Here is a 21558-nt window from a genome sequence, read left to right as displayed (position 1 = left end):
AGAGGATTCCCGTTCAAGCCGCCGCAAAGCCGAGATGAGCACGGAACCGGTTCTTGATAAAGACGGCATCGCGCGAGGGCAGCGAGCGCGGCGGATTTTCCGCCACAACCTTGATGACGAAGAGTCGCGGGCCCTCGGCCGGCTCGGCGATTTGCGCGGCAAGGCGCTCCACTTCCTCGAGCGTCCACACGGTCGCGGTGGCGGCAAAGCCGCAGGCCATCGCAATCGCGGTAAGATCGACGCCGCGCCCGGTATGGCTCGCCTGCATCCCGGTCTCGCCGAAATGCTGGTTGTCGATCACGACGATGTCGAGGTTGCACGGACGGGCGACGCCGATGGTGGCTATGCCGCCAAGCCCCATCAATTGCTCGCCGTCACCGGTCAAGGCGAGGATGCGCTTTCCGGGCTGCGCCTGCGCCAATCCCAGCCCGATCAGCGCCGCGCCACCCATGGCGCCCCAGAGATAGAAATTGCCGTCGTGGTCGCCGACGGAATGAAGGTCATAGGTGGGGGAGCCGAGGCCGGAGACGACCAGCGTGTCCTTGCGGTTCTTTAGAAGCGCAGCGACGGCGGCACGGCGATCGAGTTGAGAGATCTTGGACATCCACATCACCACTTCTTCTTGCCGATCAGGCGCTGCCCGATCAGCACCGCAATCTGCTGATCGGAGTCATAGGCGAGCGCTGCGGCGGCTTCGACGGTTTCAACCAGATCCGCCGGCGTCTCCGCACGCATCACCTTCAGGCCGATCGCTTCCAGCGAGGGCTGCGTCGCCCGGCTCATCGGCACCTGCCAGGGATTGAACTCGGCCCATTCGCCGCGCATCGTCACCAGCATCAACAGCGGAAAGCGGCCGATCGCCGAGAGCGAGAGCATGTTGATGCAATTGCCGACCCCGCTCGACTGCATCAGTAGCACGCTGCGCTGGCCGCCGAGCCAGGCGCCCGCGGCAATCGCGATGCCCTCCTCTTCCGTCGTCAGCACGTTGGTGGTGACGTCAGGGTCGCCCGAAAACAGGCGGATGAGCTGGCTGTGGCCGGCATCCGGGACGTAGGACATCTGCCGGACGTCGGCGGCCTTGAGGACGCGATAGAGCTCCGACGGCCAGTCGTCGCTTGAGCGCGTCTCGGGATTGGGTTGAGGGCTGTGCACCGCGCGGTCTCCGTGAGATTCGAGCGGCACGCTAGCGACTATTCCGTGCAAAAGCTCAGACCGTCTGGCACGACCAGATATCGAGGGATTGTATAGCTGCCAATACATTCAGCGCGAACGCGATGCGCATTGCTGCGCGCTCTCCCCTTGTGGGAGAGGGCATCGCCAAAGGTCGATACGCACTCGCTTGAGTGAGGGGTATTTCTCCCCGAGTCCGAAATCGCAGGGTGGGCAAACGCGCACTTGCGCCGTACCCACGATTAAGTGGTGGGCACGCTTCGCTTTGCCCACCCTACGAGTTTGCTGTCGCGGAGAGATCCCCCTCATCCGGCGCTTCGCGCCACCTTCTCCCACAAGGGGAGCAGGAAGATGAGTCTCAATTCGCCGCCGACCTCGCCGTCGCCGGCATGTAGATCTGCGCGTAACCTTCCTTGATCGCAGACGTGATGCGATCGAGGCGGCGGTCGATGTGCTTCTCCAGCACGGAGACGCAGGCCTCCTCATTGCGCGCCTTCAATCCTTCGACGACGGCGCGATGCTCGGCCTGGGTGTTGGAGCGGTTGGCGCGGTCCATGTCGATCCAGCGCACGAAGCGGATGCGGGCGTTGACGTTGCGCAGCACGCGCAGCATCTCCGCATTGTTCGACATCCCCATCAACCGCTCGTGAAAGGTCTCGTCGAGCTCGACCAGCTCCACCGAGGAGCGCTCGCCGGGATCGGGACCGGTCGCTTCGAGGAATTTCAGCAGCGCGTCGATGTCTTCATCCTTGGCGCGCTTGATGGCAAGGCGTACCGAGGCGACCTCGATCGACTTGCGCAGCTCGTAGAGATCGAAGATCTCGTGCGCGTCGAGCTCGCGGCAGAAGAAACCCTTGCCCGGCGTGAAGCGCAGGAAGCCTTCGGTGTTGAGACGGTTGAGCGCCTCGCGCAGCGGCGTGCGGCTGACGCCGAGACGTTTTGCCAGCTCGCCTTCGTTGAGTCGTTCGCCCGGCTTGAACTCGTAGCTCACGGCCATCGCCTTGAGCTGTTCATAGACGCGATCGACGATACTATCGGAAGCCAGTTCCACGTTGCTCATCATCAGTGCATTCATGCCCGAACACAGCCCAATATACTGGGGCTATGCAGATGATTGCAATGCAAAGGACAGCTTGGCAGCCTTTGTTCAGAGCTTTGCGGGACCTGGAATCAGACAAAGACGCGCGGGCGCAGTCCAGCATGAAACCAGGTGATCATGGAATAGATATCATAGACCGGCAGCCCGACCTCGGCCTGCAAGGCTGCCGCATAAGGTGGCATGTTGGTGCATTCGAGCACGATCGCCCCGACGTCGGGATTCTTTGCGACAAGCTGCTTGCCCGCCTCGACCACGTCGCGCTCGGCCTGCGCTACATCCATATCGTCCTTCTCGGCCTTGATCAGGACGCGGAAGAATTCCTTGCCGTTCTCGGTGCCTACCAGCGGTGTATCGAGCGGCACACCGGCGCCTTCGAGATGCGCCGGCGTCAGGGTCGAGCCCGACACCGTGACGAGGCCGACGCGCTTGCCCGGCGGCAAGGTCGCCTGCACCCACGGCACCTGCATCAGCGACGAGGTCGCGACCGGCACGCCGACGGCCGCAGCGATCTCCTTCTGGAACAGCGAGAGGAAGCCGCAATTGGTGGTGATGGCTTCCGCGCCAAGCCGCACCAGATCCTTCGCCGCATCGATGAAGTCAGGCAGCAGGCCCGCCGCGCCCTTCAGCACCACCTTCTCCGGCGAGGCGCCGCTCACCACGCGATAGAGCACGGGGAACGGCCAGGTCGTGCCGTTGCCCATGTCGCCGGGGATGCGGGGAAAGCGCGCTTCCAGCATCAGGATGCCGAGCGGCGCGCCATAGATGGCCTTGCCACCGCGGGCGATGCGAGAGGACGAGTTGGCTGAAGCAGTCATGGTGCGATCTCAGAGGAAGCGAGTGGGCGAAAACGGCGCGAGCGGAATTTCAGGCGGCTTGTCGCTCAAAAGCTGCGCGACGAGACGGCCGGTGCGGGCCGAGCCGACCAGGCCGACATGGCCATGGCCGAAGGCGTAGATGATGTCGCGCGAGGCGCGCGCATGGCCGATGCAGGGCAGCCCATCCGGCATGCTCGGCCGATGACCGAACCAGGTCTTGATGCGCGAGGCCGGAATGTCCTTCGGCAGTTTCGGGAACATGCTGAAGAGATGGTCGCGCAGGATCTCGGCGCGCTTCCAGTTCGGCGCAGCCTCGAGGCCCGCGATCTCGACCGTGCCGGCGGCGCGCAGGCCCTTGTTGGTCCAGTTCACCACCATCTTGGCGTCGGACGCCATCATCGAGCTGCGCGGCCCCGACCCGGGATTTTCGATCATGACGTGATAGCCGCGCTCGGTCTCGAGCGGCAGGGAATCGCCGACGGACGCGGTGAGCTGTTTCGATCGGGCACCGGCGGCGACGACGACGGCATCGCAGGCAATCTCGCCGGTCTCGGTGAGAACAGCCACGAGCTTGTCACCGGAAAGCTTCAGCCCCGTCGCCTTGGCGCGCACGTGCACGGCCCCGCTCGCCAGTGCATGATTGGCGAGCGCGGCGACATAAGCGCCGGGATCGCGGCAGCGGCCGGCCTCTTCCACCACCACGCCAAAAGTGTAGCGCGGATGCAGGTCCGGCTCGCGCTGACGCATCTCGTCGGCGTTGAGCTCCATCCATTCGACGCCGACCTTCCTGCGCAGGCGCCAGCCGAGATCGTTGTCGAAATTGCCGCGCGACGGGAACACATGCATCACGCCGTTGCGCTCGACCAGGTCAGGGACGCCCGCTTCTTCCGCCAGCGTCCGGTGCAGCAACGGCGCATCCTTCAGGAGATCGCGCAGCGCAAACGCCGTCTTCTCCACGCGCGCCTCGGTCCAGCCCGAGAGCAGATACTTGATCAGCCAGGGCAGCGCCTTCGGCAAGTAAGACCAGCGGATCGCGAGCGGACCCAGCGGGTCCATCAGATAGCCCGGCACCTTCTTCCAGACACCCGGCTCGGCCGGCGGGATCACCGAATGTGACGACAGCCAGCCGGCATTGCCATAGCTCGCCGCCTGTTCGCCACCGGGCTCGCCGGGATCGATCAGCGTGACGCGATGACCCTCGCGCAGCGCCTCGATGGCGCTGATCACGCCGACCGCGCCGGCTCCGATGATGGCGACGTGGCGGCCTTCGGGCATCGCTTACGCCTTCACCGCGGGCGTAAAATCCTTGCCGACCGAGATCGCGCGGGGATCGATGATGCAGTGGAGGATCGCAGGCTTGCCGGAGGCGAGCGCACGCTCGAACGCCGGCGCAAAGTCTTCGGTCCGCTCGACGCGCTCGCCGTGGCCGCCGAACGCTTTCGCATACATCGCGAAATCGGGATTCTTGAGCTGGGTGCCGACGACGCGGCCGGGATAGTCGCGCTCCTGATGCATGCGGATGGTGCCGTATTGCGAATTGTCGACGACGATGACGACCAGCGGCGCGTCATACTGCACGGCGGTCGCGAATTCCTGGCCGTTCATCAGGAAGCAGCCGTCGCCGGCAAACGCAACGACGGTCCGATCCGGATACTGCCGTTTCGCCAGCACCGCTGCCGGAACGCCATAGCCCATCGAGCCCGAGGTCGGCGCGAGCTGGGACGCAAAGCTGTGAAAGCGATGATGGCGATGGATCCAGCCGGCATAATTGCCGGCGCCGTTGCAGACGATCGCGTCCTTCGGCAGGCGGTCGCGCAGCCAGGTCATGACCTGGCCATACTGGAACGTGCCCGGCAGCTCGCGCGCCTTCTCGGTCCAGGCGAGATAATCGGCATGTGCCTTGGCCGCCTCGCCCTTCCAGGCGACCGCGCCTGAAGGCTTCAGCGTCTCGACGGCGGCGGCGAACGCAGCCGGCGTCGCTTGGATCGCGAGCTCAGGCTGATAGACGCGGCCGAGCTCTTCGGAGCCCGGATGCACATGGATCAGCTTCTGCCGCGGGGTGGGAATGTCGAGCAACGTATAGGACGAGGACGGCATCTCCGACATGCGGCCGCCGATGAGAAGAACGACATCGGCGTTGTCGATGCGCGCCTTCAGGCCCGGGCTCGGCCCGATGCCGAGGTCGCCGGCATAGTGCGAATGGTCGGCGTCGATCAGCGAGGCCCGGCGGAACGAGGTTGCAACCGGCAGGTCGAAGCGTTCGGCAAAGCGCGCGATGCTCTTGGTGGCGTCATCGGTCCAGCGCGAGCCGCCGAGGATGACGAGCGGCGCCTTGGCGCCGGCCAGCATGGCGCTGACGCGCTCGAGATCCGATGGCGCCGGCCAGCTCACGGCCGGCTCGATCCGCATGGCGTCGGCGACAGCGGCGGTCTCGGTCAGCATGTTCTCCGGCAGCGAGATCACCACGGGGCCCGGACGGCCCTGCATCGCGACGCGGAAGGCGCGTGCGACCAGCTCCGGAATGCGGTCGGGACGATCGATCTCGACCACCCATTTCGCCATGGTGCCGAACACCGCCTTGTAGTCGAGCTCCTGGAACGCCTCGCGCTCGAGCATGCCGGTATCGACCTGGCCGACGAACAGGATCATCGGCGTCGAATCCTGCATCGCGATGTGGATACCATGGCTGGCATTGGTCGCGCCGGGGCCGCGGGTGACGAAGCAGATTCCGGGGCGCCCGGTGAGCTTGCCATAGGCCTCCGCCATCATCGCGGCGCCGCCCTCGGCACGGCAGATCATGACGTCGATCGGGCTGTCATGCAGCGCGTCCAGCGCCGCGAGATAGCTCTCGCCCGGCACGCAGGTGACGCGATCGACGCCTTGGGCGACGAGCTGATCGATCAGGATCTGGCCCCCGGTGCGGGTGTTGCGAATGGTCATGACGGCTCCCTGCAGGCTTTGGCGATGCGCGCGAGCGCCTCGCGAAAATGTCGTTCGAAAGTGGCGTAGGACAGGCCAACAGGAGGTGCAAGATCGAAAGGCTTCTCGCTCCCTGCGCAGGCGTCATGCCCGCCCCTGCTGTTTGCACTACCGCCCATTCGCCATGATGCGGCGGCAATGATCGAGCGCCGCGCCGATCAGGTTGTCGCTGGCCTCCGGCGTGCGGAACGCCGAATGCGCCGACAGCGTCACGTTCGGCAGTTTCGTCAGCTGATGGCCCGGAGGCAGCGGCTCGACGGTGAAGACGTCGAGGCCGGCATGGGCGATATGGCCCGAACGCAGCGCGTCACACATCGCGTCCTCGTCGACCACGGCACCGCGCGCGGTGTTGATCAGGATGCTGCCCTTGCGCATCATCGCGATGCGCTCGCGCGACAGAAACCCCTTGGTCTCGTCGTTGAGCAGCAGATGCAGCGAGACGACGTGGCTGTCCGCCAGCAGCTTCTCCAGCGACACGAATTCGACGCCGGCATGCGTCTTCGGCGATCTGTTCCAGGCGATCACCTTCATGCCGCAGCCCGCCGCCATGCGCGCGGCTTCCGCCGCGATGCCGCCGAAGCCGATCAGGCCGAGCGTCTTGCCGGTGAGCTGCACCGCGTCGCGGCGCAGCCAGTTGCCCTCGCGCATGCCGCGGTCCATCTCGCCAAAGCTCCTGGCGGACGCCCACATCAGCGCGATCGCGCATTCGGCCACCGCCGTGTCGCCATAGCCCTTGATGGTGTGAACGGAGATGCCGCGCTCAGCCAGCTCCTCCGGATTCATGTAGCTGCGCGCGCCGGTGCCGAGGAAGACGACGTGCTTCAAGGCAGGACATTTTGCGGCAATCGCCGTCGGCACCGCGGTGTGGTCGACGATCATGATCTCCACGCCGTCAAGAAGGCGCGGCAGGTCGTCGGGCGAGATCGCGGCGTTGCGGTTGATGCCGATCGGAAGGCTGTCCCCGCGCAGCAGTTTCTCGGTCACCGCGGCAAGGGTGTCATTGGCATCGACGAAGAGAGCGCGCACGGGCCTGTCTTTCCTGTTCAGTTCAAAATACCGTATTGCATTTTAAACTGAATACAGAAATAGTCCAGCCGCCGGGTTCGAATGTCCAGAAGCGACTGCCCAGGAGAATAGCCATGAATCGCAGGGACGCACTCACCACTGTCGCCCTCGCCGGAGCCGCGATCGCCGCAACCGGTTCGGCCAGGGCCGACACCGCGCCGGGCTCGACGCTCGAACGGATCAAGAAGAGCGGCGTGCTGCGGATCGCCGTGATCGCCGGCCAGGATCCCTACTTCCACAAGGACCTCACCACCAATCAATGGTCGGGCGCCTGTATCGACATGGCGAACGATATCGCGGGCAAGCTCGGCGCCAAGGTCGAGACGCTGGAATCGACCTGGGGCAACCAGATCCTGGATCTGCAGGCCGACAAGATCGACCTTGCCTTCGCCGTGAATCCGACGCCGGAACGTTCGCTCGTCATCGACTTCTCGGCCCCGATCCTGGTGCACTCCTTCACCGTCATCACCAAGAAGGGCTTTGCCAAGCCGCAGACCTGGTCCGAGCTCAACAAGCCCGAGGTCAAGATCGCCGTCGACATCGGCTCGACCCACGAGACCATCGCGCGCCGTTACTGCCCGAAGGCGACCATCCTCGGCTTCAAGACGCGCGACGAGGCGATCCTCGCAGTGTCGACCGGGCGCGCCGATTGCAACGTCTCGCTGGCAGTGCTGTCGATCTTCACGCTGAAGAAGAATCCGACGCTCGGCGAACTCGCGATCCCGCGGCCGATCCTGACCCTGCCGACCAATCTCGGCATCCGCGCCGAACCCGATCGGCGGTACAAGGATTTCCTCACCGCCTGGGCCGACTACAATCGTTCGCTGGGCCAGACCCGCGAATGGCTGCTGAAGGCGTATGAAACCGTTGGCCTCAGCGCCGACGACATTCCGGGCGAAGTGCAGTTCTAGATCGCCGTGGCCGCCGGGGGCCTCGCGATCGGGCCGATCGTCGGTCTTTTGCGCAAGACGGCACCGTGCCGGGCCTCGGTGCCGCTGCGGGCGCGCCAGACGACGGATCTCACGACCTTCCCAAATCGGTAGGGGGACGCATGAAACTCCGCGGCGGCTTCACGAATTACGGCGAGACGATCGGCATCCTGATGCTCGATACCCGCTTCCCGCGTCCACGCGGCGACATCGGCAACGCGCTCTCCTACGACTTTCCGGTGCGTTACAAGATCGTGCGCGGCGCGCACGCCACGAGGATCATGGGCGATCAGCCCGATCCGGCCCTGCTCGAGCCGTTCATCGCCGCGGCCCGTGAACTGGAAGCCGACGGCGTCAAGGCGATCACGACGAGCTGCGGCTTCCTCGCACCGTTCCAGAAGCAGCTCGCGGCCGCCGTGAACATCCCGGTCTTCACCTCGAGCCTGATCCAGGCGCCGCTGATCCACGCCATGCTGCCGCCGGGCAAGGTGATCGGCATCTTCACCGAGCGCGGCCACCACATGAACGAGGGGCATTTCCGCGGCGTCGGCTGGTCGCCGGACGACATTCTCGTTCAGATCCAGGGCATGAAGCCCGATGCGCAGTTTCCCGCAACCTACATTCTCGGCCGCGAGGAGCTCGACACCGACGTGCTGCGCGCCGAGATGATCGAGATGACGCAAGCCTTCATGGCGTCGTGCAAGAATCCCGGCGCGATCCTGTTCGAGTGCACCAACATGTGCCCGTTCGCGAAGGACGTGGCCGAGATCTCGGGCCTTCCGGTGTTCGACATCAACACGTTGATCAATCTGTTCTACCGCGCGGCCAATCCGGTGCCGTTCCTGCGCTGATCACCTTCCGGACGATCAAGAACAATTGAATCGATTTCGATCGCCCTGAAGGGCGCGGCAAAATCGCACACCGTCGTCGTCGTGCGAATTTGCAAGTACCGCGGCGGCACGGTTTGACAACATGGCCGCATCAGCGACACGCTGCATATGCCAGTCCAACAATTCGACGACGCTCGTTGGAGCGTACTCGTTCGACCCACGTCCCGCGAGGGCGCGCGAAAGGACACCGACATGATCGAGCTCACGGTCAACGGGATCAAGCGCCAGGTCGATGTTGTTCCGGAGATGCCCCTGCTCTGGGTGCTCCGCGACGAGCTCGGCATCACCAGTCCCAAATACGGCTGCGGGGTCGCGCAATGCGGCGCCTGTACCGTTCGGATCGACGGAATGGCGGTCCGGTCATGTCAGGCGCATATCGGCGAGATCGCAGGCAAGTCGGTCGTTACGCTCGAAGGGCTGGAAAAGCGGGACCAGCACCCGGTTGTGCAGGCCTGGATCGAACATCAGGTTCCACAATGCGGCTACTGCCAGACCGGCCAGATCATGCAGGCCATCTCGCTTCTCGATCTGATCTCCCAGCCGACCGACGAGGACATCAACGAGGTGATGTCCGGCAATCTCTGCCGTTGCGGAACCTATCCACGCATTCGGGCGGCGATCCACGCCGCGGCCGCGAAGAAGATGGCGGAGAAGTGAGATGGGCGAGTTGCAGAGGCTGTCCCGCCGCGCCTTCGTTTTCGGCTCCGCCGCGGTGGCCGGCGGCATCGCATTCGGCTCCTACGGCGACGCTGCGCAAGCCACGACTGCCAGTGACAATCCCTTGTCCGCCGGACTCGGACCGAATTCCGCAAGCTTCAATCCCTGGGTCGAGATCAGCCCGGAGAAAATCACGCTGATCGCGCAGCATGCCGACATCGGCCAGGGAGTCGGCTCGATACAGCCGATCATGATCGCCGAAGAGATGGACCTCGATCCCGGCCAATTCGAAATCCGCTTCGCCGGCCCGAGCCCCGCCTATTTCAATACCGGCTTTGCGGACGAGTTCGCGCCGTTCGTGGCCGCGGACCAGAGTCCGGCTGCCGAGGAAGCGCGCGCCAAGACGCTCGAATGGCTCAGACAGTCCGGCCTGCAGATGACCGGCGGGTCGAGCACGCTGCCGGACACTTATGAAAAGCTGCGCGTTGCCGGTGCGGTCGCGCGCGAGACGCTGAAGGCCGCTGCTGCCAAGCGGTCAGGCGTCGCCGTGGCTGACCTGCGCACCCAATCAGGCCATGTGATCCTGCCCAACGGGACCAAGATCGCCTATGTCGATCTTTCCGCGGATGCCGCAAAAATTCCGCCGGTGCTCGATGCCAAGCCGCGTGATCCGTCGAAATGGCGCATGCTGGGCAAGCCGATGACGCGCCTCGACATTCGCGAGAAGGTGATGGGCGAGCTGAAGTTCGGCATCGACCTGAAAATGGACGGCATGCTGTATGCCGCCGTCAAGCTGAACCCCGGCAAGGGCCAGCCGCTGAAGTCATACGACGCCAGCAAGGCGCGCGCGATGCCGGGGGTCAAGAATATCCTCGAAATCAAGAATGGCGTCGCCGTGATCGCCACCAACAGCTGGTACGCCATGAAGGCGGTCGACGCCATCATGTGCGAGTGGGCACCCTCGGCCTATCCCGCCGAGCAGGCCGACCACTGGAAGGTGCTGGAATCCTCGTTCAAACCTGAATTCCTCGGCAAGGAGTGGCGGAAGATCGGCGATATCGAAGCCGGCCTGAAGACGGGCAAGCTCGTCGAGGCCGAGTATCGCGCGCCCTATGTGGCGCATCAGCCGCTCGAACCGCTCAACGGGATCGGCCTCGTCACCGACAAGGGGATGGAGATCTGGGTCAGCCATCAGAGCCCCCGCTTTGTGCAATCTGTCGCGGCAACGGCGATCGGCCTCAAGCCGGAACAGGTCACCTTCCACAATCAGTGGGCTGGTGGAAGTTTCGGCCACCGTCTCGAATACGAGAACGTGCGCGTTCTCGCCGAGATCGCCAACCAGATGAAGGGAACGCCGATCAAGCTGGTGTTCTCGCGCGAGGAGGATTTCCTCCAGGACATTCCGCGGCAGATTGCGATCGCCCGGCACCGCGGCAGCGTCGACAAGAGCAAGATCGTCGCAGCCGACCTGCAACTGGCCTCGACGACCCCGCTCAAGGGGCTGCTCGAGCGCTCGGGCACCCCCTCGAAGGATCCCGACGGGCAATTGGCCGCCGGTCTGTGGAACGTCTATTACGACATCCCCAATTTCCGAGCCACGAGCTTTGAGGCGCAAGGGCTGTCGCCGAGCACCACGTGGCGGTCGGTCGGCGCCTCGACATCTGGCTTCTTCACCGAGAGCTTCATCGACGAGCTGATCCATGCCGCAGGGCTCGATCCCATGAAGGCCCGCATCGCGATGTGCACCGTGCCGCACTATCGCAAGGTGCTCGAAACAGTCGCGGAAATGTCGGACTGGAAGGGACCGCTCGGCAACGGCAGAGGCCGCGGCGTCGCGTTCGTGGAATCATTCGGCACGCCTGCAGCAGAAGTCGTCGAGATCACCAAGACGGAGCGAGGTATCAGGATCGACAAGGTCTGGGTCGCCGTCGATGTCGGCAAGGTCGTCGATCCCGTCAATTTCGAGAACCAGGTGCAGGGCGGCGTCATCTGGGGTCTCGGCCACGCGATCAATTGCGAGCTCACTTACGCCAAAGGCGCGGTGCAGCAGACCAATTACAATCATCACGAGGCGATGCGGATCTACCAATGTCCCGTCATCGAGGTGCGCGGGCTCGAGAACGACCCGAAGGTAAGAGGCGTTGGAGAGCCGCCCGTCCCGCCTGCCGCGCCTGCGCTTGCCAATGCGATCTTCGCGGCGACCGGGCTGCGCATCCGCGAAATGCCCTTCAACAAGTTCATCGATTTCGTGTGAGGCGGGTCATGAACAGATCCCTGATTGCGCTCGCCCTCGCCGCTTCGGCCATTGCGGCCCTCACCGGAATTGTCGCAGCAAAGGACGAAGCCAAAAAGGATGTTTTGCCGCCGGGCAGCGTCAGCCGCGCCGAGGGGTTGGAAGCCTGGAAGCGGATCGAAGCGGTGGTGACGCATCCGCGCTGCGCCAACTGCCACGTCGATGCCAGAGCCATTCCGATCTGGACGCCGGCAGGCGAAACCAAGCCGCGCATCCATGGCATGAACATCCACGGCGGCGACAGCCGCATCGGCGCCGAGAAGATCGCCTGCTCGACCTGTCACATGACCTCGACCCAGGCCAACGAGCCGGCACCATCGCCGCCACGCGCAGGCATCGACTGGCAGCTCGCCCCGGTCGAGTTCATCTGGTTCGGCAAGAGCGGCGCCGAGATCTGTGCGCAGCTGAAAGATCCCAAGCGCAACGGCGGTCGCGACGCCGCGGGTCTCCTCGAGCATCTCAGGCACGATGCATCGCTGAACGGCTTCATCCCGCGCGGATGGGCGCCCGGGGCGGGTCGTACGACGCCGCCCGGCACGTTTGAGGATCACATCAAGGACATGGCCATGTGGGGCGCCGCCGGGCAACCCTGTCCAAACTGATGGCGCACGCCGCAACGACGAGGTCGAGAGCAGTCAGCTCTCACGCGCGGACACTCTCGCTCCGCATTGCGACCGTACCTTGCGTCGCGTCTGCTTGTGCCAGAAGCTCTGCCCAGACACGGAAGCGCGCGCCCTCGTTGAGCGGACAGACGTGGAACGGCTGAGCGAAAATCGCAAGGGCCTCCTTGCTCGCACCAAACCTCGGCCAGGCCTGGGCAATATCGGGCGCGCCCGTCGTGACAAACCGCAACACCTCTGCCTGAAGCCGCGCGGCGACATCGATGTCATCGGGCGTCATCGGCCCGCCCTTGCGCCGCAGGATCGGGCGATCGATGAAATCTGGCAGATGCGCCCAGAGGCAGGCATTGTCGGCGCCATGGGTGGGCCCTTGCGACAGGAACGGCTCGAGTGCCGGGCGATGGTCGAACCGGCTCAGCCACACCGCGCCGCCCGCCGCAGCATGAAGCCGCGCGAGATCGGCCATGGGGCGGTGCCAGAATGCATCCGACAGCAGCGCCTCGTAGGGATCCTCGTCGAGGCGCGCTGTCCCGCGGTAGTAGGCCAGAAGGCGCTCCCAGCCGGCATCGCCGAAGGCGGCGCGCACTTGCCGTTCGCTGGTGCGGATCATCGCGGCCGGCGGCGTGCTCTTCAGGAACATCGCCATCTCGTCGCGGCAGGAGCCGAGCCACAGCGGAATGTCACGCAAAGTCCCGTCGGCGAAGACGTCGCGCGGTTCGCGCGGGATCACGGTGCCGTCGAGCACCGGGCCGAACACGGTGCCCTGTTCGGCTTCATCGGCGAGCCTGCGGCCAACGCGCTCTACGGCCGCGAAGAGTTTTGGCAGCGGCACGGAGGTGATCGCGCCGGGGTCGCGCGCCAGCTCGAGCTCGTCGAGCACACGCCGTGCGACGTCGTCGGCATGATCGGCGCTCATGATGTTCCGCCCGGGCGCGCTCAGCGCGAGCGCGCGAATGAACTTGCCTCTGGCCTGCGGCAGGGTTGCCAGCGCGATCACCATGGCAGCGCCGGCCGACTGGCCGGACAGCGTGATCGCGGCTGGATCTCCGCCGAAATTCGCGATGTTTGCGCGCACCCAGTCGAGCGCGGCGAGTGCATCCGACATCGCGAGGTTGTTCGCCTCGCCGAGCCCATGGCGATGCAGTTGCAGGAAGCCGAGTGGGCCGAGCCGGTAGTTGACGGTGACGATGACGGCAGGCCCGTGCGCAGCGAGGAATGCGCCATCATAGTCGGCGCCACCGCCGGTGACGAAGGCGCCGCCATGGATGAAGAGCAGCACCGGCAGCGGGCGATCGGCCTCTGCCGGTGTCCAGATGTTGAGGCTGAGACAGGCAGTCTCGTCCGCATGATCGAGGTGGCCGGGCTGCGGCGCATAGGCGCCGTAGTCCGTACAGCGGCGCGGCTCCGTCCATGCCAGAGGCGGCATTGCCCTGGCGAAGCGCTGCGCGATCGCGAACGGCACGCCCTTGAAGGCACGTACCGCGCCCTGCTCGGTGCCGACGACCGGCCCGCGCTTGGTTGGAACTGCGTTTGTCAGCATACGGGCGTCATCCTGTCTTCCTCAAGCGCGCCGCTTGCCGAGATTGGCGATGTCGACGGTGTGGGTTTCGCGTGCGGTCGCCGCTGCCGCTGCCGAGATCACGCAGCAGCTGGCGACGAAGATCGCAACGGGAATCCAGCCGTTCGGACCGTCGCCGACCAGGCTTGCACTCACCAGCGGCGTGAAGCCGGCGGCGAGGAAGCCGAGCTGGGTGCCGATCGCGGTGCCGGAATAGCGCACCCGCGCCTCGAACATTTCGGCATAAAACGACGGCCAGATCGCGTTCGGCGCGGCATAGACAACGCCGGACAGGATCATCGCGGCAGCGAAGATCGCGATCGTGTTGCCTGAGGTCACCAGCATGAAGTACGGGAACAGCAGCACGGCGCAACCGAGCACGCCGCCGATGAACACCGGCTTGCGGCCGATCTTGTCGGCGAGCAACGCCCACAGCGGCTGGGTAATCAGCGCCGTGACGTTGCCGAGCACGCCCGCCCACAGCATGGTGGGACGCGCTACGCCGAACTTGGACGTCGCATAGCCGAGCGCGAACACGGCGGTCATCGTGCTCACGGTGGCGATCAGCGCGCAGACGATCACGCGCAGCACGTCCGGCCAATAGTCGCGCAGCAACGCCACCACGGGGAAGCGCGCCACTTTCGCCTTGTCCTTGATGTCTTCGAACACGGGCGTTTCCGGCATGGTCCGCCGCACCAGATAGGCGACGATCAGCACGAAGAACGACAGCAGGAACGGAATGCGCCAGCCCCAGCTCAGAAGCTGGTCTTCCGGCAGGCTCGACACCGGAATGAACACCAGCGTCGCCAGGATCGCGCCCGCCTGGGTGCCGCTCAGCGTCCAGCTCGTGAAGAAGGCGCGGTTGGAGTTGGCGGAATGCTCCAAGGTCAGCGAGTTCGCCCCGCTCTGCTCGCCGGCGGCCGACAGTCCCTGCAACAGGCGAAGCAGCGTCAGGATGACGGGCGCGGCATTGCCGATCGCCTTGGCATCGGGCAACAGGCCGATCGCGAGCGTCGAGCCCCCCATCAGGACCAGCGTGAAGAGCAGCACCGTCTTGCGCCCGATGCGGTCACCGAAATGACCAAGAATGACGGCGCCGACGGGACGCGCGATGTAGCCGATGCCGAAGCTCAGGAGCGCGAGCAGCGTTCCGGTCGCGGGATCGACATTGGCGAAGAACACTTTTGGAAAGATCAGCGCGGCCGCCGTGCCGTAGATGAAGAAGTCGTAGTATTCGAGCATGCTGCCGACGAAACTGACGAGCGCGGCACGCTTGGGCAATTTGTTCGGTGTCGCCTCGGCACTGGTTGATGCGTGCAGCGGTGCAGTTGACGTCAACGTCATTGAATTCTCCTCCCCATGTGTCTGGTGCGACTCGCGTCGGGCGGTGGCCACGCGCGCGTTTTCTGGTTCTTGTTGCCGCAACCTTGGTTTGAAGCCATAATGTACGAACTAGTACGTTTATGCAATACGCGTTGGATCGATGCCCGAAGGGACGAAATTTGCCTTCACCTTCAAGGTGATCCGTGGAAACTGGCGGGAGAAACAGTGATGCTCGAGCGCATGCCGCCCCCATCGAAGCGCACCAACGACCCCGAGCGCACCAAGCGCGACATCCTCGAAGTGGCGATGGCCGAATTCGCCTCGGAGGGCTATTCCGGCGCCCGCGTCGATGCGATCGCGGCGCGGACGCGCACGTCGAAGCGGATGATCTACTACTATTTCGGCGGCAAGGAGCAGCTCTATCTCGCGGTGCTGGAGGAGGCCTATCGCAGCATCCGCGCGCTGGAGGACCAGCTCGACATCGAAAGCTGCGATGCGCGCGAGGGCTTGCGGCGGCTGATCGAAGCGACCTTCGACCATGACGAGCGCAACCCGAACTTCATCCGTCTCGTCTCAATCGAGAACATCCATCACGGCAAGCACCTGAAGCAGAACCTGCAGTTGCGCCAGCTCAACGCCAGCGTGATCGCAACGCTCGACGGCATCCTCGCGCGCGGCCGCAGCGAAGGCGTCTTCCGCGAGGACGTCGACGCCATCGACCTGCACCTCGCCATCAGCTCCTACTGCTTCTTCCGCGTCGCCAACCGCCATACGTTCGGCGCGCTGTTCGACCGCGACCTCAGCGAACCCGGGGTGCTGACGAAGAGCCGGACGCAAATCGTGGAGATGATCTTGGCGTGGCTGGGGGCGAAGGGGTGAGGTTGCGAGGATCGCGCCCGCGTCGTCATTGCGAGCGCAGCGAAGCAATCCAGAATGCCACCGTGGAAAGATTCTGGATTGCTTCGTCGCAAGGGCTCCTCGCAATGACGTCGTAGCAGTTCCGTCAGCCTGAGGCGCGGGGCGTGCGGTGCGAAGCAGCGCATGCGGAGCCTCGAAGGATGCACGGCCGCGCTGGTACAGCGGGGCCGTCGCCCTTCGAGGCTTGCTCGCCAGCGCTACCGCGCCGCCGAGCGCGCACCTCAGGGTGACGGGGATGGATTGGCGCTTGCTACGCCACGTCTCCATGAGAGATCTTTCACCCGCCCTTCTTCTGCCGCGCGCTCGCTGCGAGCACCAGCATGAAGGAGGCCGCCGTCATCAGCGTCGAGATCGCGGCAATCGTCGGGTCGATCTCGTCGCGGAGCGCGGTGAACATGCGCTTGGTCAGTGGCTGGTACTGGCCGCCGGAGATGAACAGCGCGACGATGGTCTCGTCCATCGCCGAGATGAAGGCGAAGATGCCGCCCGCGACCACGCTCGACTTGATCTGCGGCAGCGTCACCGCAAAGAAGCTGCGCAGGCGGTTCATGCCGAGGCTGCGCGCCACCATCTCCTGCGCGGGGTCGAAGCTTTGCAGGCCCGCCAGCACCGAGATGACGACATAGGGCAATCCCAGCATCACGTTGGCGAGCACGAGGCCCGGAAGGGTCGCAACCAAACCGACCTTGGCATAGACGAAGAAGATGCCGACCGCGGTGATGATGATCGGCACCACCAGCGGCAACAGCAGCATCATGTGGATCAGCCGCATGATGCGCAGCTTCGACTGGCTGATGGCATAGGCGGCGGCGACCCCGAGCGGCGTCGCGATCACCACGGTGAAAAGCGCGACCGTCAGCGTCACCCGCGTCGCCTGCATCCACGCGGGATTGCCGAAATATTGCTGATACCAGCGCACCGAGAACGACGGCGGCGGGAAGGTCAGGAAGCGCGCGCTGGAGAAGGAGATCGGCGCGATGATCAGCACCGGCAGGATCAGATAGACCAGCACCAGCGCGCTGATCACATAGAGGACGATCCTGGCGGGGGACAATCGCGTCATTTCTGCCCCAAGATGCGATCGAGCGAGATGAAGCGGCTGACGGCGAAGAAGATCAGCAGCACGCTGAGGAGCAGCACCACCGCGACCGCGCTCGCCGCGCCGAACTGGTTGTAGAGCTCGACATTGCGGCTCACCAGCATCGACACCATCACGGTCCGGCCGCCGCCGAGCAGTTCCGGCGTGATGTAGAAGCCGAGACACAGCACGAACACCATGGTGCAGCCGGCGAGCACGCCCGGCAGTGACAGCGGCAGGAAGACGCGCATGAACGTCAACGACGGACTCGCACCCAGGCTGGCGCCGGCCTGCATCAGATCACCGGGAATCTTCTGCATGGTCGCATAGAGCGGCAGCACCATGAAGGGGAGAAGGATGTGCACGGTCGCGACCACCGTGCCGAACGTGTTGTGGACCAGCGCCAGCGGCTCGGAGATCACATCGATATAACGCAGGAACTGGTTGATCACGCCGGTGCGCTGGAGCAGCGCGAGCCATGCATAGGCGCGGACCAGCACGCTGGTCCAGAACGGCAGCACGACCAGCGAGAGGATCAGGATGCTCCATCCTTTCGGGACAGAGTTGGCAAGGTAGGCCACGGGATAGCCGAGCAGCAGCGCGATCACCGTGACCGCGAGGCTGATCTCGAAGGTCAGCGCGAAGCTGCGCCAGTAGATGTCCTCGGTGAAGACCCGGCGATAGTTCTCCAGCGTGAAGCCGTCGTGATAGATCGACTGCCAGGCCAGCCAGCCGACCGGCAGCACGATCAGAGCCAGGATCACCAGCAGCGCCGGCGACACCAATGCCAGCATCAGGCCGTTCTCACGGCGCTGATGCTTGTGGGAGGGATCTGGCACTGATGTCGTCAACGCTGCCTCGCTCATCTCGGGTGCTGCACCTCTCCCGCTTGCGGAAGAGGTCGGATCGCGAAAGCGATCCGGGTGAGGGCTTCATCCTCTTGGGGAATCTTTCTCGCGGAGATGCCCTCTCCCCAACCCTCCCCCGCAAGCGGGGGAGGAAGCGCAGCGTCGGCTCTGGCACGACTTGCGCTCATCATGGCTTACTTCTGCATGAACGACGCCCAGCGCTTCTCGGCGGCCTCGCCCGCGGGCGAGGACCACCACGCATAGGACATCAGAGCCTGCTTGGCTGCGTTCGCCGGCTCGCTCGGCAATTGCGCGGCGCGCTCCGGCTTGATCACGTTGGTCTCGAACGCCTTGGGATTGCCGGGACCATAGTCGATATGCAGCGGCAGATTGGCCTGATGCACGGGATCGACGGCCTCGTTGAGGAATTTCACCGCGGTGCCAAGATTCGGCGCGCCCTTGAGGATGCACAGCGAGGTGCTCTGGAGGATACCCTGGTTGTAGGTGAAGGCGACCTTGGCGCCCTCCTTCGCAACCGCGCTGACGCGGCCGTTCCAGGCCATCTCCATGTCGACCTCGCCGTCATTGAGCAGCTGCGCCGACTGCGCGCCTGAGGTCCACCACACCGTGATGTGCGGCTTGATCTCTTCCAGCTTCTTGAAGGCGCGGTCGACGTCGAGCGGATAGAGCTTGTCGGGCGCGACGCCGTCGGCCATCAGCGCGGCCTCGAGCGTCGCGAACGGGTGGTTGCGCAGCGCCCGGCGGCCGGGAAATTTCTTGACGTCCCAGAAATCGGCCCAGCTGTTCGGCGCGTCCTTCGGGAAGGTCTTCTGGCTGTAGGACAGCACGCTGGAATAGAACTCGTAGGACACCGAATACGGACTGCGATAGGCCTCTGGCATCGCCGCGCCGTTTGGAATCTTCGAAAAATCGAGCTTCTCCATCAGCCCCTGCTCGCCGCCGCGCAGGCAGTTGCCGGTCGGGGTGTCCACCACATCCCAGATCGGCTTGCCGCTGCCGACCTGCGTCTTGATCGCGGGCCATGCGTCGGGGATGGAGTCCTGGTTGATGGTGATGCCGAGCTTCTTGGCGGAGGGATCGAGGATCGCCACCGTCTGCGCCTGCTGATAAGCGCCGCCCTGTGAGACGAAGGTGATCTGCTCGGCGGCATCAGCCGCGGTGCTCCCCAGCGCGAACGCGCCAACCAACGCGTAGCCAAGTCCAATAGTCCGTTTCGTATTCATCCTCGCCTCCTCCATCGCCAAAGTGATCTCACTGACCGATCGCATCGAGAAACTGGTACCAGCCGGCGACCATGCGCACGGCAGGCTCGCGCAGCGGATAGAATGGAATGGTCTTCATGCGCTTTGCGTCGAGCAGCCCGACCTCCGGCGTCTCGCCGCGCACGAAGGCGGCAAGATAGCGGCCCATCAGGCTCGACATCGCCACGCCCGCGCCGTTGTAGCCCATCGCGAACAGCGTACGGTCGTCGAGCCGGCCGATATGCGGCACCGAGTCCATCGTCATGGCGACGAGGCCCGACCATTTGTAGGCAAGCGGCACCTCAGCCAGATCGGGGAAGATGCCGACCATCGCCTTGCGCAAGGCATCGAACGCGGCTTGGGAGTCCTGCTTGCCGAAAGCGCCGCGGCCTCCAAAGATCACGCGATTGTCGACCATGCGGAACCAGCGCATCATGCGCTTGGTCTCGGTGTAGGTGCGCCCGGTCGGCATCAGCTTGCCGGCGAGATTGCGCGGCAGCCTGTCGGTCGCGATGATGGCGCTGCGGAACGGGATCAGCGTGCGCTGCAGATGCGCGGTCGCGCCGGTCAGGTCCGAATAGCTGTTGGTCGCGATGATGGCCTGCCTGGCCCGCACCGCGCCTTGCGACGTTTCGGCGACGATGCCGCCGTCCTCGCGCCGGAGTTTTACGACCGGCGATTCCTGGAAAACGGGAACGCCGCGGCGTGCCACGCCATCGGCAAGTCCGCGCAGATAGTTCAGTGGATGAATGCCGCCGGAGCCGGGATTGAGCACGCCGCCGACGAAGATGTCCGAGCCGGTCTCCTCGCGCACCCCGCGCTTGTCGAGAATGCGGACCTCGGCGGAGCCCATTTCGCGCGTCATCCAATTGGCTTCGTCGATCGCAGCCTTCAGCGTCGTCTCGTTGTGCGCAGCCTTGACCTGGCCGGTACGGGTCAGGTTTGCGCTGGTGATGCCGAACTCGGACACCAGCTCCTCGACGATGTCGGTCGATTCATGCGCGATCCCGTACATGCGCCGCGCCATGGCGCGGCCGTGCACAGCGTCGATCTCGCGGAACGAAAGACGGAACTTTGCGGTGATCACGCCGCCATTGCGCCCGCTCGCGCCCCAGCCGGGACGGTTGGCCTCGAGCACGATCGGCGAGAGGCCGCTCCTGGCGATGTGGTGCGCAGCGGACAGGCCGGTATAGCCCGCACCGATGATCACCACATCCGCCTGTTGCTCGCCGGACAGCACGGGAAAGTCGCGCGCCGGCTCCGCCGTGGCTTCCCACAGCGAGTTGGCCGATGGCAGCGCGCGCCAGTCCCGTGTCATGCCCGCGCTCACGGATTACGCCGCAGGGCCGATCGCCGCGTCGGCGAGCGCCTTCAGCGTCGGGAAATGGAAGTCGGGCTTGGTCAGCGTCTCCACCGCCGGCGTGCCGCCGAAGCCGGCGATGCCCTGGCGGCGCTCGATCCAGCACACCTTGTAGCCGAGCTTCCGCGCGATTCCGATGTCGTGATACTGGCTCTGCGCGACGTGCAGAATGTCGGACTGCTTGTAGCCAAAAGCGGACTGGCGGCCCTTGTTGTAGGCGAAGAATTCCGGGTTCGGCTTGGCAACGCCGGTGTCGTCGGCACACACCGTATCGTCGAAGGGATTGCCGAGCGCGTGCGCATAGCAGGACAGCGCGACGCGGTCGGCATTGGTCATCGCCACCAGGCGGAACTTCGTGCGCAGGCGCTTGAGCGCTTCGACGGAATCGGAGAACGGCCCCCAGCGCAGCACGGCGAGCTGAAACACGTCGCAGGAGGCATCGTCAGCCGGCAGCCCGAGCTCGGTGGCGAGATAGCGATAAACGTCGAACATCACCTCGCTGGAGCGCTCATAGTGCTTGTCGCGGCCGCGCTTGTAGGATTCGAAGATCTTGTCGTCGCTGAGCTCGGCCGGTGTCTTGCCCGAGATCCTGCGCACCGCGGAGAGCACGCCGGTCTCGAAATCGATCAAGGTGCCGACGACGTCGAAGGTGAGGACCTTGAAATTGCTGAAGGCGGCTTGGGTCGACATGTCA

At 64.8% G+C, this 21558-nt stretch carries 20 protein-coding genes; 6 read left to right on the top strand and 14 right to left on the bottom strand.

From position 1 onward, the window contains the following. Positions 1-13: 13 nt before the first annotated feature. From AC1RUR_RS01345 to AC1RUR_RS01315, 7 genes are all read right to left on the bottom strand, one after another. Positions 14-604: a thiamine pyrophosphate-dependent enzyme gene (locus AC1RUR_RS01345; RefSeq protein WP_492840575.1), complete on the bottom strand. Its 591-nt coding sequence runs from the start codon at positions 602-604 to the stop codon at positions 14-16. 5 nt (positions 605-609) lie between these two features. Beyond that, positions 610-1152 carry a phosphonopyruvate decarboxylase gene (locus AC1RUR_RS01340; RefSeq protein ID WP_492840573.1) on the bottom strand — a complete coding sequence of 181 codons (543 nt, stop codon included), beginning with the start codon at positions 1150-1152 and terminating at the stop codon, positions 610-612. Positions 1153-1528: 376 nt separating this feature from the next. Further along, on the bottom strand, positions 1529-2233 hold the full coding sequence (locus AC1RUR_RS01335; RefSeq protein WP_492840572.1) for a GntR family transcriptional regulator: 705 nt from the start codon (positions 2231-2233) through the stop codon (positions 1529-1531). Positions 2234-2340: 107 nt separating this feature from the next. Continuing rightward, the gene (locus AC1RUR_RS01330; protein ID WP_492840570.1) at positions 2341-3084 is read right to left on the bottom strand and encodes an aspartate/glutamate racemase family protein; all 744 of its coding nucleotides are present in this window, start codon (positions 3082-3084) and stop codon (positions 2341-2343) included. 9 nt (positions 3085-3093) lie between these two features. After that, on the bottom strand, positions 3094-4359 hold the full coding sequence (locus tag AC1RUR_RS01325; RefSeq protein WP_492840568.1) for an NAD(P)/FAD-dependent oxidoreductase: 1266 nt from the start codon (positions 4357-4359) through the stop codon (positions 3094-3096). Positions 4360-4362: 3 nt separating this feature from the next. Further along, entirely contained in the window at positions 4363-6024 is a 1662-nt protein-coding gene (locus AC1RUR_RS01320) for a thiamine pyrophosphate-binding protein (protein WP_492840566.1), read from the bottom strand. A gap of 147 nt (positions 6025-6171) precedes the next feature. After that, positions 6172-7089 carry an NAD(P)-dependent oxidoreductase gene (locus AC1RUR_RS01315; RefSeq protein WP_492840564.1) on the bottom strand — a complete coding sequence of 306 codons (918 nt, stop codon included), beginning with the start codon at positions 7087-7089 and terminating at the stop codon, positions 6172-6174. A gap of 113 nt (positions 7090-7202) precedes the next feature. Here AC1RUR_RS01315 and AC1RUR_RS01310 point away from each other — a divergent pair, with 113 nt between their 5' ends. The 5 genes from AC1RUR_RS01310 to AC1RUR_RS01290 all read left to right on the top strand — a co-directional run bounded on the left by AC1RUR_RS01310 (position 7203) and on the right by AC1RUR_RS01290 (position 12499). Beyond that, positions 7203-8039 (top strand): transporter substrate-binding domain-containing protein, encoded by an 837-nt coding sequence (locus AC1RUR_RS01310; protein ID WP_492840563.1) that lies wholly within the window; start codon positions 7203-7205, stop codon positions 8037-8039. Between the two features lie 140 nt (positions 8040-8179). Further along, the gene (locus tag AC1RUR_RS01305; protein WP_492840561.1) at positions 8180-8908 is read left to right on the top strand and encodes an aspartate/glutamate racemase family protein; all 729 of its coding nucleotides are present in this window, start codon (positions 8180-8182) and stop codon (positions 8906-8908) included. Positions 8909-9139: 231 nt separating this feature from the next. Then, the gene (locus tag AC1RUR_RS01300) at positions 9140-9604 is read left to right on the top strand and encodes a (2Fe-2S)-binding protein (RefSeq protein WP_492840559.1); all 465 of its coding nucleotides are present in this window, start codon (positions 9140-9142) and stop codon (positions 9602-9604) included. 1 nt (position 9605) lies between these two features. Next, complete coding sequence (locus AC1RUR_RS01295; RefSeq protein ID WP_492840558.1) at positions 9606-11858, top strand: xanthine dehydrogenase family protein molybdopterin-binding subunit; 2253 nt, start codon at positions 9606-9608, stop codon at positions 11856-11858. 8 nt (positions 11859-11866) lie between these two features. Beyond that, positions 11867-12499 carry a hypothetical protein gene (locus tag AC1RUR_RS01290; RefSeq protein ID WP_492840557.1) on the top strand — a complete coding sequence of 211 codons (633 nt, stop codon included), beginning with the start codon at positions 11867-11869 and terminating at the stop codon, positions 12497-12499. A gap of 40 nt (positions 12500-12539) precedes the next feature. Here the strand turns inward: AC1RUR_RS01290 and AC1RUR_RS01285 are convergent, their stop codons facing one another. Then, positions 12540-14057, bottom strand: a complete 1518-nt coding sequence (locus tag AC1RUR_RS01285) for a carboxylesterase family protein (RefSeq protein WP_492840556.1) — start codon at positions 14055-14057, stop codon at positions 12540-12542. 21 nt (positions 14058-14078) lie between these two features. Further along, complete coding sequence (locus AC1RUR_RS01280; RefSeq protein ID WP_492840554.1) at positions 14079-15419, bottom strand: MFS transporter; 1341 nt, start codon at positions 15417-15419, stop codon at positions 14079-14081. A 207-nt stretch (positions 15420-15626) separates the two neighbouring features. On the opposite strand from AC1RUR_RS01280, the gene AC1RUR_RS01275 reads away from it, so the two are divergent. Beyond that, on the top strand, positions 15627-16277 hold the full coding sequence (locus AC1RUR_RS01275) for a TetR/AcrR family transcriptional regulator (RefSeq protein ID WP_492840552.1): 651 nt from the start codon (positions 15627-15629) through the stop codon (positions 16275-16277). Between the two features lie 316 nt (positions 16278-16593). Here AC1RUR_RS01275 and AC1RUR_RS01270 read toward each other — a convergent pair whose 3' ends face one another. The 5 genes from AC1RUR_RS01270 to AC1RUR_RS01250 all read right to left on the bottom strand — a co-directional run bounded on the left by AC1RUR_RS01270 (position 16594) and on the right by AC1RUR_RS01250 (position 21554). Next, positions 16594-17379: an ABC transporter permease gene (locus tag AC1RUR_RS01270; RefSeq protein ID WP_492840550.1), complete on the bottom strand. Its 786-nt coding sequence runs from the start codon at positions 17377-17379 to the stop codon at positions 16594-16596. Next, positions 17376-18188 (bottom strand): ABC transporter permease, encoded by an 813-nt coding sequence (locus AC1RUR_RS01265; RefSeq protein WP_492841560.1) that lies wholly within the window; start codon positions 18186-18188, stop codon positions 17376-17378. The genes AC1RUR_RS01270 and AC1RUR_RS01265 overlap by 4 nt, the downstream gene beginning before the upstream one ends. A 248-nt stretch (positions 18189-18436) precedes the next feature. Then, positions 18437-19486 carry an ABC transporter substrate-binding protein gene (locus AC1RUR_RS01260; protein WP_492840548.1) on the bottom strand — a complete coding sequence of 350 codons (1050 nt, stop codon included), beginning with the start codon at positions 19484-19486 and terminating at the stop codon, positions 18437-18439. 28 nt (positions 19487-19514) lie between these two features. Further along, positions 19515-20822, bottom strand: coding sequence for an NAD(P)/FAD-dependent oxidoreductase (locus AC1RUR_RS01255; protein ID WP_492840546.1), 1308 nt, complete (start codon positions 20820-20822; stop codon positions 19515-19517). Positions 20823-20837: 15 nt separating this feature from the next. After that, the gene (locus AC1RUR_RS01250; protein WP_492840544.1) at positions 20838-21554 is read right to left on the bottom strand and encodes an HAD family hydrolase; all 717 of its coding nucleotides are present in this window, start codon (positions 21552-21554) and stop codon (positions 20838-20840) included. Positions 21555-21558 lie beyond the last annotated feature (4 nt).

The sequence above is a fragment of the Bradyrhizobium sp. GW821-FHT12B03 genome, from assembly GCF_058807535.1.
This window is presented reverse-complemented; position numbering and strand designations above follow the sequence as displayed.

Coding starts and splice junctions, on each gene's coding strand:
- AC1RUR_RS01345 (WP_492840575.1), bottom strand. CDS start 604: ATGTCCAAGATCTCTCAACTCGATCGCCGTGCCGCCGTCGCTGCGCTT.
- AC1RUR_RS01335 (WP_492840572.1), bottom strand. CDS start 2,233: ATGATGAGCAACGTGGAACTGGCTTCCGATAGTATCGTCGATCGCGTC.
- AC1RUR_RS01330 (WP_492840570.1), bottom strand. CDS start 3,084: ATGACTGCTTCAGCCAACTCGTCCTCTCGCATCGCCCGCGGTGGCAAG.
- AC1RUR_RS01325 (WP_492840568.1), bottom strand. CDS start 4,359: ATGCCCGAAGGCCGCCACGTCGCCATCATCGGAGCCGGCGCGGTCGGC.
- AC1RUR_RS01320 (WP_492840566.1), bottom strand. CDS start 6,024: ATGACCATTCGCAACACCCGCACCGGGGGCCAGATCCTGATCGATCAG.
- AC1RUR_RS01310 (WP_492840563.1), top strand. CDS start 7,203: ATGAATCGCAGGGACGCACTCACCACTGTCGCCCTCGCCGGAGCCGCG.
- AC1RUR_RS01305 (WP_492840561.1), top strand. CDS start 8,180: ATGAAACTCCGCGGCGGCTTCACGAATTACGGCGAGACGATCGGCATC.
- AC1RUR_RS01300 (WP_492840559.1), top strand. CDS start 9,140: ATGATCGAGCTCACGGTCAACGGGATCAAGCGCCAGGTCGATGTTGTT.
- AC1RUR_RS01295 (WP_492840558.1), top strand. CDS start 9,606: ATGGGCGAGTTGCAGAGGCTGTCCCGCCGCGCCTTCGTTTTCGGCTCC.
- AC1RUR_RS01290 (WP_492840557.1), top strand. CDS start 11,867: ATGAACAGATCCCTGATTGCGCTCGCCCTCGCCGCTTCGGCCATTGCG.
- AC1RUR_RS01285 (WP_492840556.1), bottom strand. CDS start 14,057: ATGCTGACAAACGCAGTTCCAACCAAGCGCGGGCCGGTCGTCGGCACC.
- AC1RUR_RS01280 (WP_492840554.1), bottom strand. CDS start 15,419: ATGACGTTGACGTCAACTGCACCGCTGCACGCATCAACCAGTGCCGAG.
- AC1RUR_RS01275 (WP_492840552.1), top strand. CDS start 15,627: ATGCTCGAGCGCATGCCGCCCCCATCGAAGCGCACCAACGACCCCGAG.
- AC1RUR_RS01270 (WP_492840550.1), bottom strand. CDS start 17,379: ATGACGCGATTGTCCCCCGCCAGGATCGTCCTCTATGTGATCAGCGCG.
- AC1RUR_RS01265 (WP_492841560.1), bottom strand. CDS start 18,188: ATGCTGGCATTGGTGTCGCCGGCGCTGCTGGTGATCCTGGCTCTGATC.
- AC1RUR_RS01260 (WP_492840548.1), bottom strand. CDS start 19,486: ATGAATACGAAACGGACTATTGGACTTGGCTACGCGTTGGTTGGCGCG.
- AC1RUR_RS01255 (WP_492840546.1), bottom strand. CDS start 20,822: ATGACACGGGACTGGCGCGCGCTGCCATCGGCCAACTCGCTGTGGGAA.
- AC1RUR_RS01250 (WP_492840544.1), bottom strand. CDS start 21,554: ATGTCGACCCAAGCCGCCTTCAGCAATTTCAAGGTCCTCACCTTCGAC.